The 14,739-nt window shown below is 55.2% G+C and carries 10 protein-coding genes; 5 read left to right on the forward strand and 5 right to left on the reverse strand.

All coding sequences use genetic code 11. The annotated features are described in order from the left end of the window. Positions 1-111: 111 nt before the first annotated feature. Positions 112-414 carry a CsbD family protein gene (locus tag A0U92_RS06455; RefSeq protein WP_077812512.1) on the reverse strand — a complete coding sequence of 101 codons (303 nt, stop codon included), beginning with the start codon at positions 412-414 and terminating at the stop codon, positions 112-114. Between the two features lie 227 nt (positions 415-641). On the opposite strand from A0U92_RS06455, the gene A0U92_RS06460 reads away from it, so the two are divergent. After that, entirely contained in the window at positions 642-2,036 is a 1,395-nt protein-coding gene (locus tag A0U92_RS06460; RefSeq protein ID WP_077814288.1) for an MFS transporter, read from the forward strand. Positions 2,037-2,169: 133 nt separating this feature from the next. After that, positions 2,170-2,616, forward strand: a complete 447-nt coding sequence (locus tag A0U92_RS17215) for a hypothetical protein (protein WP_149026394.1) — start codon at positions 2,170-2,172, stop codon at positions 2,614-2,616. A gap of 70 nt (positions 2,617-2,686) precedes the next feature. Here A0U92_RS17215 and A0U92_RS17220 read toward each other — a convergent pair whose 3' ends face one another. Continuing rightward, positions 2,687-3,088, reverse strand: coding sequence for a hypothetical protein (locus tag A0U92_RS17220; protein WP_149026395.1), 402 nt, complete (start codon positions 3,086-3,088; stop codon positions 2,687-2,689). 585 nt (positions 3,089-3,673) lie between these two features. Between A0U92_RS17220 and A0U92_RS06465 the strand changes: the two genes are divergently transcribed. Next, a complete protein-coding gene (locus A0U92_RS06465; protein WP_077812513.1) occupies positions 3,674-6,463 on the forward strand; it encodes a bifunctional aconitate hydratase 2/2-methylisocitrate dehydratase in 2,790 nt (929 codons plus the stop codon). Between the two features lie 337 nt (positions 6,464-6,800). Here the strand turns inward: A0U92_RS06465 and A0U92_RS06470 are convergent, their stop codons facing one another. After that, the gene (locus A0U92_RS06470) at positions 6,801-8,393 is read right to left on the reverse strand and encodes a cisplatin damage response ATP-dependent DNA ligase (protein ID WP_077812514.1); all 1,593 of its coding nucleotides are present in this window, start codon (positions 8,391-8,393) and stop codon (positions 6,801-6,803) included. Beyond that, positions 8,390-9,412 (reverse strand): ligase-associated DNA damage response exonuclease, encoded by a 1,023-nt coding sequence (locus A0U92_RS06475; protein WP_077812515.1) that lies wholly within the window; start codon positions 9,410-9,412, stop codon positions 8,390-8,392. Before A0U92_RS06475 ends, A0U92_RS06470 begins: the two co-directional genes overlap by 4 nt. Positions 9,413-9,486: 74 nt before the next feature. Between A0U92_RS06475 and A0U92_RS06480 the strand changes: the two genes are divergently transcribed. Both A0U92_RS06480 and pdeM read left to right on the forward strand, forming a co-directional pair. Beyond that, positions 9,487-11,910 carry a ligase-associated DNA damage response DEXH box helicase gene (locus A0U92_RS06480; RefSeq protein WP_077812516.1) on the forward strand — a complete coding sequence of 808 codons (2,424 nt, stop codon included), beginning with the start codon at positions 9,487-9,489 and terminating at the stop codon, positions 11,908-11,910. Next, on the forward strand, positions 11,907-12,572 hold the full coding sequence (gene pdeM, locus A0U92_RS06485) for a ligase-associated DNA damage response endonuclease PdeM (RefSeq protein ID WP_077812517.1): 666 nt from the start codon (positions 11,907-11,909) through the stop codon (positions 12,570-12,572). The genes A0U92_RS06480 and pdeM overlap by 4 nt, the downstream gene beginning before the upstream one ends. Positions 12,573-12,660: 88 nt before the next feature. On the opposite strand, the gene glyS is transcribed toward pdeM, so the two are convergent. Beyond that, the gene (gene glyS / locus A0U92_RS06490) at positions 12,661-14,736 is read right to left on the reverse strand and encodes a glycine--tRNA ligase subunit beta (RefSeq protein WP_077812518.1); all 2,076 of its coding nucleotides are present in this window, start codon (positions 14,734-14,736) and stop codon (positions 12,661-12,663) included. Positions 14,737-14,739 lie beyond the last annotated feature (3 nt).

The following is a 14,739-nucleotide window of genomic DNA, read 5'->3' on the forward strand; positions in this document are numbered from 1 at the left end:
GCAAGAGTCGCGAGCAAAAAAAATCCCCGGAAAGGGGAAAAAACACTCAGACTCTTCACGAGTCGTAAAAAAAGAGCCGGATACTGGACCCGGCTCTCCTTTATTGCAGGCTCAGCCCTTGCGGCGCGGCATCAGCAGCCAGCCGATGAACGTGCCGACCACCGAGGCGATACCCAGTGAGAGAAGCGGCTTGTCACGCACGAACGACACGCCTTTCTCGACAAGGCTTTCAGTCTCTTCATACAGGTCGGCAAATTCCTCACGGGCGATACCGGCGAGCTGGTCAACCTTGCCTTCAGCCTGAAGACCCAGATCGCCTGTCAGGCCACCGGCTGCGTCCTTGATGTGACCTTTGGCCTGATCGACGATGCCATGAATTTTTTCTTCCGTGGTGTTGATCTTGTCGTCTGACATGTCTGTTTTCCTTTCGAGCATCCTGAGGCGTCAGTGGGACGCGGAACCGCAATACGGTTCGTGTCGGTGCAGTTGGAACCGATCTCACTGATGATGCAACGCTTTTTGTAGCCAACAGTTTGGAGGTAACTTGAATGAGTTTCTTGCGTAAGCCATGCGTTCGCAAGGATACGTGAGTCCGCACCGGCATATTGTGCCCTGAGCGGAAAATCTGTTTGGTGGCCGACATGCCAGCCTTACGTCGATCGCAGATCATCGCCCTGACCATTTCCAGTCTGCTGTTTATGGAGCAGCTCGACGGCACCATTCTGGCGACAGCCCTCCCGGCCATCGCTTCCTCCCTGCATGTCGATCCGGTTGCGGCTTCCGTAGCGCTGACCTCCTACATCGTCGGGCTGGCTATTTTCATTCCCGCATCCGGTGCGTTGGCGGATCGCTTCGGTAGCCGCACAACCCTGATGACGGCGATCACCCTGTTCATTGTCTGCTCCATCCTGTGCGGACAGGCGAACAGTCTTCCCATGCTGGCTTTCGGTCGCATGTTGCAGGGCGTAGGGGGCGCATTGATGGTCCCGGTCGGCAGGCTGGTGCTGCTCCGAAGTGTCGCCAAATCAGAGCTGCTGAAAACCATGACATGGATGATGATGCCCGCCACACTCGGCCCGATGCTCGGCCCCGTGCTGGGCGGTTTCATCACCACCCTGCTGTCATGGCGCTGGAACTTCTACATCAATGTTCCCGTCGGCCTCATCGGCCTCTATCTGACGTGGAAACATATCCCCCAGTTGCGCGAAACCCGCAGCCGTCCATTCGACTGGCCCGGCATGGGACTGGCTGGCGGCGGTCTGGCCTTGCTCTCGTTCAGCGCGGAAATGATCAGTCACAACGCAAAACCCTACTGGCTCTCCGCCATTCTGCTGCTCGCTGGAGCCTGTCTGTTTCTCTGCTATTTCCGCCACATGAAGCGCTGCCCCAATCCGGTCCTGGATTTCCGGTTGATGGAGGTTCCCACCTTCCGCCTGTCCGTCCTGAGTGGTGCGGCCTCTCGCCTCGCAGCCGGGTCTTTTCCGTTCCTGATGCCCGCCATGCTGCAGATCGGTTTCGGCCTGAGCCCGGCGCAGAGCGGCATGGTGGTCTTTTCTGCCCCAATCGGGGCGCTGTGTTCACGGCTGTATGTGCCACCACTTTTCCGTCGTTTCGGTTTCCGAACCGTGATGATGACCATGGGTTGGGGCGGTGCGCTCACTTTCGGAGCAATCGCCTGCTTCCAGCCGGGCTGGCCACTCTGGACGCTGACATTGGTGCTGCTGGCGTCCGGCGCCGTGCAGGCGATCCAGTTTTCGGCCTACAACTCCATCGCTTATGCCGACCTGCCGGAAGAGCGAATGAGCAATGCGACCAGCTTCTACTCCACCTTCCAGCAGATGATGCTGTCAGCAGGAATTTGCGTGGCCGCCCTTGCCGTAACGGTGTCGCGCGCCGTTCAGGATCATCCGCAGGCGGTAGCGGCGGATTTCAGGGTGGGGTTTCTGGTCGTGGGGGCGCTGACGTGCATCGCTGTGCCGGTGGCGGCGCGACTGCGGCCGGATGCGGGGGCTAATGTAAGTGGGTATAAAGGATAAAAATCCCTCTTTAAATTATAATAGAAAACGCTAAAGGTGAATTTATGGATTTTTCCTGTTTTCAATTGGAAAAACGGCTTATAGATTTCAAAAATCTTTATTTATAGAAATTTATGTTTAAATAGAGGGTAATGTGCAATTATTTTCTAGAAAAATTTCTCTGTTATTTTTGGTTTTTATGGTAACATCATTGGCTTATGCTCAGGAATATAGTGGCAGGCTTACTCCGAGAAATCCATTGTTGTTGGCTTTTCCGAAAAATAGCAATCATGTCGTAAAAACACTTTCTTATGGTCGCCATGATATGCCTTGCTATTCTTTTTGGGCAAAATCGGGACAAATTTTTTCCCTTAAATCTCTCTATGATAGGGATAATAATGTTAGATTTGCTATTTTCTCACCTAATTTCAAGTACTATCATATAAAAAAAGAAAATCAGCCAGCTTTTTATCAGGATATTCCAGAAGGAAAAACTCTTAATGTAGGTGGATATATGAATCCTGTTAAATATTTTTTCTTCAGCTCTGCCAGAGAATGGAAAATATCTTCTTTGTCTTATTATATGGAAAAATCCAGATGAAGGGCTTCCTCTTGTTGAAAGGGATCCGTATGTAAAATTTTATATAGAAATATCAAAAAATAATTTAAATTCAAAATAAAATATTTGAATATGACTTCTCTATTTCTTTTTCGGTTGTAGCTGATAGTAGTGTCTTTGCTTTTTTGGTGCTTTTTATTCGAAAAGATAGACCATTCAATCCACCATTTACAGATAAAGTTACTTTTGATACATCGCCTGTATCTTCAGAAATTTTGTTGCACCCGCGGGATTTCCAATAAAAGCATGATTCCTCAATGCAAAGAGGAAACTGAGATAGCAAAGTTGGATTAGAAATGAAATCAGCAAGGCTGCTGAAGCAGCTTTTGTCATTATTGTATTTTGTGTTTGGTAAGGTCGGTAAATTTTTTGTTATATTTTCATTGTATTTTTTGTTGGCATCTTCGTAATTATAGCGCCCAGTAAGTTGAATTAATCCATTGAGGCAGCCCATCTGGGGTGGTGGGCGTAGTGCGGAACAAGTTTTCTTAATAAATCATAGTCTATATCAGGCATGATAAGCCTGTATTTTCATGATTAAAATTTGAATTAATGTATTGTATTTTTATATTTAAATTCAACAATGATTTTTAATTTTAAAAATAAATAATTGTTTTCACAATTTAGAAGTTTTTATGCTTCTATCGTATTCGTGTTGGCTGCTATGCTTCAGTACTGGGGCTGCCTGTAATGAGGTGGCGATTGAGAATCGTTCAGGACTCATCGACGATACCCTGTATAAATACGTTTCCCAGTGCCGGAAAATTGAAATGACAAATTCAGTGTCATCGGTCAGATCAAAACGGCACGGCAGAGGTAAAATCGACGGTGTTCAGGCTCCGGTTAAAGAAACAGGCGAAGCGCCGAATTCAGGCGTCAAACGCGAGGTTCAAGACGTTGCCTTGCCGGAATGCCGTGCCTTGTCAGCCGGTTGTCGTTGGCGTAACCGGAGTTCAACAGAACCCCGAGCCGACTGAGCCATATCTGGTCTAAAGGGCCGTGTTTCAGGTCCACACACCTCAATGACGTTGGGATTGCGATGAACGCCTACTCAGATTACCTGACCGAAATCCAGGAACGAAAAAGTCAGGGGCTTTCCCCAAAGCCGATCGACGATGGCGGTCTCGTTCGTGACATCATCGCATTGATTGAGGATGTCGGTAACCCGGAACGGGCCGACGCACTCAAGTTCTTCATTTACAACACCTTGCCGGGCACCACGAGCGCCGCTGGCGTCAAGGCCGCGTTCCTGAAGAAGATCGTCGAGGGCGAAACGGTCGTCCCCGAGATTACACCCGCCTACGCGCTCGAACTGCTGTCGCACATGAAAGGCGGCCCCTCGGTCAAGGTTCTGCTCGACATTGCTCTTGGCGATAACGCAGCGATCGCCATGCAGGCTGGCGAGGTGCTGAAAACTCAGGTTTTCCTCTACGACGCCGACCTGTTCCGGCTGCGTGATGCCTACAAAGCAGGTAACACCGTCGCCAAAGACGTGCTTGAGAGCTACGCGAAGGCCGAGTTCTTCACCAAACTTCCGCCTGTTGAAGACGAAATCAAGGTCGTCACTTTTATCGCCGCTGAAGGCGATATTTCGACCGACCTCCTGTCTCCGGGCAATCAGGCTCATTCCCGTTCGGACCGCGAGTTGCACGGCCAGTGCATGATCTCGCCGGCGGCCCAGCAGGAAATCGTCGCGCTCCAGAAGCAACACCCCGATGCACGCGTGATGATGATCGCCGAAAAGGGCACGATGGGCGTCGGTTCGTCGCGTATGTCAGGCGTGAACAACGTGGCGCTCTGGACCGGCAAACAGGCCAGCCCCTACGTTCCATTCGTCAATTATGCCCCGATCGTCGCGGGCACCAATGGCATTTCACCGATCTTTGCGACCACCGTTGACGTGACCGGTGGCATCGGCATCAATCTGAAAAACTGGGTCAGAAAGACCGATGCAGATGGTAAGCCGGTTCTGAATAGTGATGGCAATCCCATCCTTGAGGAAAAATACTCGGTCGCGACCGGCACCATTCTGAACATCGACGTGAAGAACAAGACGCTTCGCGACGCGAATGGCAAGGAACTGGCCGATATCTCTGCGTCCTTCACGCCCCAGAAGCTGGAGTTCATGAAGGCCGGCAGCTCCTACGCTATCGTTTTCGGTAAGAAGATCCAGACATTTGCTGCGCAGACGCTGGGAATCACCGCCCCGACCGTTTTCGCGCCGAACAAAGAGATCACCATCGACAACCAGGGCCTGACGGCGGTCGAGAAAATCTTCAACCGAAACGCGGTCGGCGTGACACCGGGCAAGGTTCTGCATGCAGGGTCGGACGTCCGCGTGCAGGTGAACATCGTCGGTTCGCAGGATACGACCGGCCTGATGACAGCGCAGGAACTTGAGGCGATGGCGGCGACCGTCATTTCTCCTCTGGTGGATGGTGCGTATCAGTCGGGCTGTCACACGGCATCCGTCTGGGACAAGAAGGCACAGGCGAACATTCCGAAGCTCATGAAATTCATGAACGACTTCGGTCTGATCACAGCCCGTGATCCGAAGGGGGTCTATCCCCCGATGACGGACGTGATTCACAAGGTTCTGAACGACCTGACCGTGAGTGACTGGGATATCATCATCGGTGGTGACAGCCACACCCGTATGTCCAAAGGTGTGGCGTTCGGCGCCGACTCAGGCACGGTGGCGCTGGCTCTTGCCACCGGTGAGGCGACCATGCCGATCCCGCAGTCGGTCAAGGTGACGTTCAAAGGCACGATGCAGCCGCACATGGACTTCCGTGACGTGGTGCATGCGACACAGGCGCAGATGCTCAAGCAGTGTGGCGACAACGTGTTTCAGGGTCGTATCATCGAAGTGCATATCGGCACGCTTCTTGCCGATCAGGCCTTCACCTTTACCGACTGGACAGCCGAGATGAAGGCCAAGGCCTCCATCTGCATCTCTCAGGCAGAGACGCTGATTGAATCGCTGGAAATCGCCAAGTCGCGCATCCAGATCATGATCGACAAAGGCATGGATAATGCCGCGGGCACACTGAAGGGGCTTATCGCCAAGGCGGACAAGCGCATTGCTGGCATACGCTCGGGCGAACATCCTCCGCTTGCTCCGGACGACAATGCAAAATACTTTGCCGAGGTTGTTGTTGATCTCGACGTGATCAACGAGCCCATGATCGCTGATCCGGATGTCAACAACAAGGATGTGTCCAAGCGTTATACCCACGACACAATCCGCCCGATTTCCTACTATGGCGGCAACAAGAAAGTCGATCTCGGGTTTGTCGGTTCCTGCATGGTGCATAAGGGCGATATGAAAATCGTGGCCCAGATGCTCAAGAATATCGAGAAAGCAAAAGGTAAGGTGGAGTTCAATGCTCCGCTCGTCGTGGCTGCTCCAACCTACAACATCATTGACGAGTTGAAGGCCGAAGGGGACTGGGAAATTCTGGAGCGGTATTCCGGCTTCGAATTTGACGACTCACACCCGAAAAGCGCTCCACGCACCGAGTATGAAAACATCCTTTATCTGGAGCGCCCTGGCTGTAACCTGTGCATGGGTAATCAGGAAAAAGCAGAGAAGGGCGATACCGTTCTGGCGACCTCGACCCGCCTCTTTCAGGGCCGTGTTGTAGAAGATTCCGGGACCAAAAAGGGTGAATCACTTCTGGCGTCAACGCCGGTTGTTGTGCTGTCGGCGATCCTTGGCCACACGCCGAGCACTGAAGAATACATGGAGGCCGTGGAAGGAATTGATCTGACCACATTCGCTCCACCTAAGGCGCCTCTGCTGGATTCCGCATCTGTGCACTACTGAAAACTACTTCTGACACTTGGGATCTGAAGGATTGGTGGCTTGTCAGAAAACTTTTTTGACAAGTCACTCTATCTGATCTCAATCGGTCATTCAGATAACCTGCCGGGCTGAAAGCCATATCGGCACGTGCTTATGGATATTTGATCAGGAAACCCCGGAGCGGCCTATCTGTTCCGGGGTTTTTCATTCTGGAACTCATCAATTCCGATCCCCGGTTGATTGGAAAGTCTGAAAGCGGTGTCAGACAGGATTATGCCTCGCGCACAGCGTCCGTTACCTTGTGTTCACCCCGAAAACAGTCCCGGCCATCAGATCGAGACGTTGCCACAGCATTCCATCAAAGAAACGCCGCCACAAAATCTTCCAGCGTATCCGCCTCATCCGCCGGTTTGTCCTGCCGGATGCGTGATACCCTTGGGAACCTCAAGGCAACACCGCTCTTGTGTCTTTTTGAATACTGCGCTGCATCAAATGCTATTTCCAGCACAAGGCCCTTTTCAATTTCCCTGACCGGTCCGAAGCGCCCGGCAGTGTGATCACGCACCCACTTATCGAGAAACTTCAGTTCCTCATCAGTAAATCCGGAATAGGCTTTGCCGATCGGCACCAGTTCTTTCAGGTTTCCAACAGTGCGCCAAAGTCCGAACGTGAAGTCGGAATAGAAACTGCTTCGTTTCCCGTGGCCGCGCTGGGCATACATGACGACGGCATCCACTGTCAGAGGTTCGCGTTTCCATTTCCACCACGGTCCTCGCGGGCGGCCGGGCACGTACAGACTGTCAGCTTTTTTCAGCATCAGCCCCTCGATGCCTTCACTTCTGGCGTTCTCTCGCAGGGCAGCCAGTTCACTGAAGTCGGTAAACGGAATCAGTTCCGAAAGCGTCATACGAGGCGGCTGCACCCGTGCAAACCAGCTTTCCAGTCGGGCACGGCGGAGATCGAAGGGGAGAGATCGCAAATCTTCTCCATCTTCAAACAGAATATCGTAAAGCCGGACACCCGCCGGATTGTCGCGCAGCATGGCGGCTGTCGGTGCTTTCCGATTGAGGCGCTGCTGCAGGATGGCGAAAGGCGCGACCTCATCATCGTGAATCACAAGAAGTTCGCCATCAAGAACAACCTGACTGCCAATGTCACTCATGACGGTCAGAAGTTCGGGAAACGCCTTGCCAATATCTTCTGCTGTACGGGTGTAAACGCGTTCTCCGTCCGGGGTGGCGACAAGCTGCACCCGGATGCCGTCCCATTTCCATTCCGCACGCCATTCAGAAGGAGTAAAAGTCGCGAGATCCACGCCTTCCAGTGGCTGAGCAAGCATGGGAGGACGGAAAACCGGAGCATCTTTCGGGTCGGGCCGTGGACCTTTCCCTTCGATCCAGTGGAGCAGGGGCGTGTAAGGCGCTTCCAGACCGTGCCAGACCTCCTCGATTTCATCGGCTGTAAGACTGGCCATTTCCGCAAGCGCGGTTTTGGCCAGACGTGCTGAAGCGCCGACACGCAGAGAGCCGGTAATCAGTTTCAGGAGCGCGTAGCGTGAAGAGACATTCGAGTTATCCAGCCATCCGGTAATAACGGCAGCAACTTCTATTTTTGAAATATCCCGCAAGGTCTCGACCACTTCCGTCAGAGTGGGCGGGGTATAAGAGGATTCATTCTGGTCCGCCTGCCAGATCAGGGCGACCGTTTCCGCCAGATCGCCGACATAGTCGTAAGACCAGGCGAAAAGTTGTGGATCAATGCGCTCCATGGCCAGCGCCCGCAACATTGCGGGTTTGGCCGACGCGAAGGAGAGAGTACCCGCCATGGCCGCCAGCGCGTAGCCACGGTCAGGGTCTGAAGCCATCGAAAAATACTCTTTCAAAAGAGCAATCTTCATGTGGCGGGACGGGGTGAAAGCGAGACGCTCAAGCAGAGCGGCAAAGGCAATCATGCCGCAGCCTCCCCATAAGCTGTTTCGTCCTCTTCCTCATATCCCACAAGCCTGAGCGCACGGCCTTTAATACCCATCTGTCCCAATGCGTGGATCAGGGCGTCTTCCCGGCCATGCGTGACCCAGACTTCGGATGCCCCCGTCGCCTGACAGGTGTCGAGCAGGGCGTCCCAGTCGGCATGGTCACTGATGACGAGAGGAAGTTCGACCCCGCGTGCCTTGGCGCGCTGTCGGATATGCATCCAACCGGACGCCAGACAGACCACCGGTTCGGGGAGCCGTCGCGCCCATCGGTCGGCAATGGCGGAGGGAGGGGCCAGCACGATACCTCCCCGAAGTTCTTCCTTGCGGGCGACCGTAGCGGAGTTGAGTATGCCCTGCGGCACGCCGAAGCTTTCGTAAAGTTGGCACATCGGAAGCAGCGCGCCATGCAGCCACAGAGGCTTGTGATAGCCTTCCTCCCGCAACAGCGCGATCAGCCGCTGGCATTTCCCGAGCGCATAACACCCCACGACATGGGTTCGTTCGGGAAACAGCCTGACGTCATGGAGGAGTTTGGCGATTTCGTGTCTGGGATCAGGAAGCCGGAAGACCGGAAGCGCGAATGTCGCTTCAGTCACAAAGAGATCACAGGGCACAACCTCGAACGGACGGCAGGTCGGGTCTCCGGCCCGTTTATAATCGCCGCTGACGACTGCGCGCTGTCCCTGATACTCCATGACCACCTGAGAGCTGCCCAACACATGCCCTGCGGGCGCCAGCCAGAGCCGCACATCGCCCTGCATTACACACTCGCCGTATGTCAGCGCCTGCTGGTGGGCGCCGGCCCGTTCCTCGCCCATACGCAGCCGCATGATGGCGAGTGTCTCTGGCGTGCTGATGACGTGCTGGTGATAGGGGCGGGCATGGTCGGAGTGGCCATGGGTGATGACGGCACAGGACACGGGACGGAGCGGGTCGATATAAAAATTCCCCGGCTTGCAGAACAGACCTTCAGGTTTCAGTTCCAGCCAATCCATGCCCAGCCCTCTGCTGTTTCGTTATTTGTTCTCTCTCATAGAACCCCTGAAACGCCCGTGCGTTCCTCAGGAAGATGATCACAGAACTTCCTCCGCTCTTCCAGAGCTGGTTTGATGGGCAGGGCTGGACGCCCCGCCAGCACCAGCTTGCCGCAGTTCAGGCGGCACGGGATGGCGTATCAGCCCTGCTCATCGCACCGACCGGTGGCGGCAAAACACTGGCTGGCTTTCTCCCAAGCCTGATCGACCTTGCGGGCAACGATGAGCCGCCTTCGCACCTCCACACACTCTATATCAGCCCTCTGAAAGCGCTTTCGAACAATGTCGCGCAGAGTCTGGCTCGTCCGGTTGTTGAAATGACGCTTCCCATTCGGGTTGAGGTGCGGACGGGCGACACTTCGGCCAGCCAGCGAAAGCGCCAGCAGAAAACCCCACCGCATATCCTGCTGACGACGCCGGAAAGTCTCGCGTTGCTTTTGTCCTACCCGGAAGCAGCGGACTATTTTCAGTCGCTGAAACGTCTCGTCATAGACGAGGTTCATGCGCTTGCAGGCACCAAAAGAGGCGATCAACTCGCCCTGTGCGCCACGCGCCTGTATGCGATGGCGCCAGCGCTGCAATGCTGCGGATTATCGGCCACCGTGGCTCACCCAGTCGCCATGGCCGCCTGGGTGTCGCCGACCGGAAAAGCTTCCGATGTAAGGACCATCATCGCGGAGGAGGGGGCTGCGCCGGATATCAGCCTGCTCATGCCGGATGGTGGCGGTTATTTTCCCTGGTCCGGTCATATGGGACTTGGAAGCGCGAGCGCCATTCTGAAAGCCATTCAGCAGGCCCGACTGACCATCGTTTTTGTAAACAGCAGAGCGCAGGCCGAGCTTCTGTTTCAGGCTCTGTGGAAGGAAAATACTGAGAATCTACCGATTGGCCTGCATCACGGAAGTCTGGATGGTGTGCATCGCGCCCGTATTGAAGAGGCCATGGCCAACAGCGCGCTTCGGGCTGTCGTTGCGACTTCTTCCCTTGATCTGGGGCTGGACTGGGGCAATGTCGATCAGATCATACAGGTTGGCGCGCCGAAAGAAGTGGCGCGCCTTACCCAGCGCATTGGTCGCGCCAATCACCGCATGGACGAACCATCACGCGCGCTGATCGCGCCAGCCAATAGGTGGGAAGTCATTGAGTGTGAAGCAGCCAGGGATGCTGTGCTGCAACACGATCTGGATGGTGAGCCGCCACGGGCAGGCACCTTTGATGTGCTGGCCCAGCATATTCTCGGCACGGCTTGTGCAGGACCGTTTGACCCGGAGAAGCTTTACGAAGAAGTCTGCCGCTCCGCACCCTACCAGAATTTATCGCTTCAGGATTTTGAAGCTGTTCTTCGGTTTGTGGAGGACGGTGGTTATGCGCTGCGTTCCTATGACCGGCATCGGCGTCTGTTTCGTAACGATCTGGGCCAGATCTGGGTTCGTAACGAAAAGATCATAAAACAGTACCGCATGAATATCGGCACGATTGTCGACTCTCCGTTGCTGCGCGTCAAAACACGGCAGGGGAAATACTGTGGTGAGATAGACGAGTTTTTCGCGTCCACGCTTCTGCCGGGTGACACCTTTCTGCTTGGTGGAGGGCTGTTTGAGTTTCTGGGCATGCGGGACACGAGTGTTCAGGTCGCCACCGGGCGAGGGCAGAATCCCCGTGTGCCTGTATATGGCGGCAATCGCCTGTCCATCTCGTCCAATCTGGCGAAGCGGGTTCTGACAATTCTGAGCACGCGCTCTCTGTGGCCTGACCTGCCTGAAACGGTTCAGAACTGGTTACAGAAACAGGAACGCTATTCCCGCATGCCAGCCCCGGAGGGACTCCTGATTGAAACATTTGCTTATAAGAAAAGATATTATCTGATCTGTTATGCTTTTGAAGGACGTAATGCCCATCAGACTCTGGGAATGCTTTTAACGAACAGACTTGAGCAGACCGGAGCTGCGCCTCTGGGCTTTGTCGCAAATGACTATGCTCTGGCGTGCTGGTCCGTTCATCCGCCTGAAAATATTGGAGAGCTTTTCAGCGAACAGTTGCTGGGCGACAACCTGCAGGAATGGCTCGATAAAAGCGCCATGCTCCGGCGCACCTTTCGTGAAGTGGCGCTGATTTCCGGGCTTGTTGACCGTAATCTCCCCGGTCGTGAGAAAAGTCGGCGGCAAATGACCATGAGCACCGATCTTCTCTATGACGTGTTGCTCAAATACGATCCCGACCACATTCTCCTGCGGGCAACGCGTATGCAGGCCGCAGCGGGACTGACCGACCTTAACCGGCTTTCGGCGATGCTGAAACGGGTGAGCGGTAAACTGGATATTGTGAGCCTTCCACGGATTTCTCCTTTTGCGGTGCCTTTGCTGCTTGAACAGGGGCGTGAAAAAATCAAAGGGGGTTCTGGTGAGGAGGCGCTTCTGGCTGAAGCGGAGGCACTTTTCAGATTGTCTGAAAAATCGTGAGCAAAACTGAAATTACACTTGGGGAGAACCGTCTTTTTCTGTTGCCGTCAGGCGCGGTTTTCATTCCTGACGGTAATATTCTTGTTGTTTCAGACCTGCATTTTGAAAAGGGAAGCTCGGCACTCACGTATGGCCTGCTCCTTCCACCGGGTGACACGTCTTCAACGCTCGAACAACTGGAACAGCTCGTAAAAGACTGCGCTCCGCAAAAAATGATCGCTTTGGGTGACAGTTTTCACGACAGGGACGCCTTCAACCGGCTCTCATCAGAAGACTGGCGACGGCTGGAGCGTATCACTGAGCAGACGAATATGGTCTGGATTACGGGCAACCATGACAGTGAACCGTTCCATGACCTCTCCGGAGAGTGGGTTGAAGAGTTCAGGTACGAAAATCTGCTGTTTCGCCATATCCCCTCTGATGACATCCCGTCAGGATATGCGGAAATTTCCGGACATTTTCATCCCAAGATCCAGATGCGGATCAGGGGGCACAGGCTGAGTCGTAAATGCTTTCTTGCCAGCAGAGAGCGACTGATATTGCCAGCCTGTGGAAGCTACACGGGTGGATTGGATATCAATCACCCACAGATAAAATCGCTTTTTCCGGAAGGCAGAATGTGTTTCGCATTGGGAAACGATAAAGTCTACCGCGTGGAGTAGTCTTTGCGGATTGCATGAGAAATCCGTCGATCTGGACTAAAAAACGGGACAGCATGAACCGTCCCGATTTTCTCAGACCGCGAACCGATCACCCGTCAATCTGGCTGAAATCCGCAATCAGACGCGTCATCCGCACCAGTTCCGACAACAGCTTCAGACGATTGCCACGCACCTGCGCATCGTCGGCATTGACTGTCACTTTGTCGAAGAACGTGTCCAGCACGGAGCGCAGGCTGGCAGCCTCGCGCATTGCATCGGAGTAGTGTTCTTCTCCAAAGGCCGTTTCAACCTTGGGAATGACCGCACCCAGCGCATTGGCCAGAGCAATTTCCTCTTCCTGCGTATAGAGCGAGGCATCCGGCGTGCCCTCGTGCGGGCCGTCCTTCTTGTCCTCGATCCGCAGGATATTCGCGGCACGCTTGGTCGCGGCGAGCAGGTTCCTGCCGTCTTCCGTCGCCAGCATGGAGGCCAGCGCCTCCGTGCGGGCCAGCAGACGAACGATATCGCTGTCTGTATTCCCGACCGATATGGCGGCGAGAATGTCGTGACGTGCGCCCTCGCTACGAAGCTGCACACGCAGACGTTCGGCGATGAAGCCGGGCAGAAGATCCAGATCAGGCGCGTTCTGAAGGGCAGGGGGCAGAGCCTCGGACGCCTTTACAAACAGCGCGACCAGATCAAGGCGCAGACTGTTGGTGCGGATCAGATTGATGATTCCCAGAGCCGCACGACGCAGGCCATACGGGTCGCCGGAACCGCTCGGCTTTGCACCGACAGCGAAGAACCCGACCAGCATGTCAAACCGGTCAGCCAGCGCCAGAGCGATGGAAACAGGAGCCGTCGGCACGCTGTCAGCAGGACCGCGCGGCATATACTGCTCGGCAATAGCAGTGCTGACATCCTCAGGCTCATGGTCATGACGGGCGTAATAACCGCCCATTACGCCCTGCAACTCAGGGAACTCACCAACCATGCCGGTGGAGAGATCGCTCTTGCTCAGCAGCGCGGCACGAGCAGCGTGGGCCGGGTTGGCTCCCACCATCGGCGCGATGATTTCCGCCAGACGCACAAGCCGCTTCACCCGTTCGCCCTGACTGCCCAGATCGGCATGGAACGTGACACGGTCGAGGCCCGCAACGCGTGACTCAAGTGTCTGCTTGCGATCCAGATCCCAGAAGTGACGCGCATCGGAGAAGCGCGCGCGAAGCACGCGCTCGTTGCCGGCAATGACCTGTGCGCCGCCGTCAGTCGGCTCAATGTTCGCCACGAACGCGAAGCGCGGAGCGGCGGTGCCGTCGCTGTGACGCAGAGCGAAGTAGCGCTGGTTCACACGCATGGAAACCTGCATCACCTCGGCAGGCAGTTCCATGAACGTCTCGTCGATACGACCCAGCAGCGGCACGGGCCATTCGACCAGTCCGGCCACCTCGTCCACCAGCCCGGCGTCGGGAGCGATGTTCAGCCCTTCCTGTCCGGCCAGATCGTTGATGCCTTTGACGATGGCCTGACGACGGTCAGACGCTTCGATCATCACGCGACGGCTGTTCAGCCCTTCGCGCCAGTCCGCGACACCCTTGACCGCAAACGGCTCGGCGCGTGTGGAGCCAACCGGGAAGAAGCGGTGTCCTTCCGTAAGGTTACTGCCTGTCAGGCCGTGACCGGTATCCGTGTCCGTCGCCAGTGAGAACGGCACGACCGTTCCGTCCAGAATGCACAGGATACGACGCAGCGGACGCACCCATGTAAAGCTGCTGCCCGTGCCCCAGCGCATGGACTTCGGCCAGGGGAACTGGCGCAGGATTTCGGGCAGACGCTCGGCCAGAGACACTTCGGCGGACACGGCAGGCGTTGCACAGTTCAGTACCCAGAAGCCGTTTTCCAGAACCAGATCGTCCTTGCTCACACCATGTTTACGCGTGAACCCGGCCAGCGCCTGTTCCGGCGCACCGTCACGCGGACCACGCTCGGCCACGGTCTCGGCGGGGACTTCCGTGTTCAACTGGCAGGTCAGGGCAATCCGACGAGGACCGGTAAAGGTTTTCACCTCACGCGGATTGAGAGCGGCGAAGGCTTTTCCGAACAGACGGGCCAGATCCTCGCCCGCCGTTTCCTGCATACGGGCCGGGATTTCTTCCGAGAGAAGTTCGAGCAGAAGTTCAGCCATGAC

Origin of the sequence: Acetobacter aceti (assembly GCF_002005445.1) — a bacterium.
GTDB classification, from domain to species: Bacteria; Pseudomonadota; Alphaproteobacteria; order Acetobacterales; family Acetobacteraceae; genus Acetobacter; species Acetobacter aceti_B.

Coding starts and splice junctions, on each gene's coding strand:
- A0U92_RS06455 (WP_077812512.1), bottom strand. CDS start 414: ATGTCAGACGACAAGATCAACACCACGGAAGAAAAAATTCATGGCATC.
- A0U92_RS06460 (WP_077814288.1), top strand. CDS start 642: ATGCCAGCCTTACGTCGATCGCAGATCATCGCCCTGACCATTTCCAGT.
- A0U92_RS17220 (WP_149026395.1), bottom strand. CDS start 3,088: ATGGGCTGCCTCAATGGATTAATTCAACTTACTGGGCGCTATAATTAC.
- A0U92_RS06465 (WP_077812513.1), top strand. CDS start 3,674: ATGAACGCCTACTCAGATTACCTGACCGAAATCCAGGAACGAAAAAGT.
- A0U92_RS06470 (WP_077812514.1), bottom strand. CDS start 8,393: ATGATTGCCTTTGCCGCTCTGCTTGAGCGTCTCGCTTTCACCCCGTCC.
- A0U92_RS06475 (WP_077812515.1), bottom strand. CDS start 9,412: ATGGATTGGCTGGAACTGAAACCTGAAGGTCTGTTCTGCAAGCCGGGG.
- A0U92_RS06480 (WP_077812516.1), top strand. CDS start 9,487: ATGATCACAGAACTTCCTCCGCTCTTCCAGAGCTGGTTTGATGGGCAG.
- glyS (WP_077812518.1), bottom strand. CDS start 14,736: ATGGCTGAACTTCTGCTCGAACTTCTCTCGGAAGAAATCCCGGCCCGT.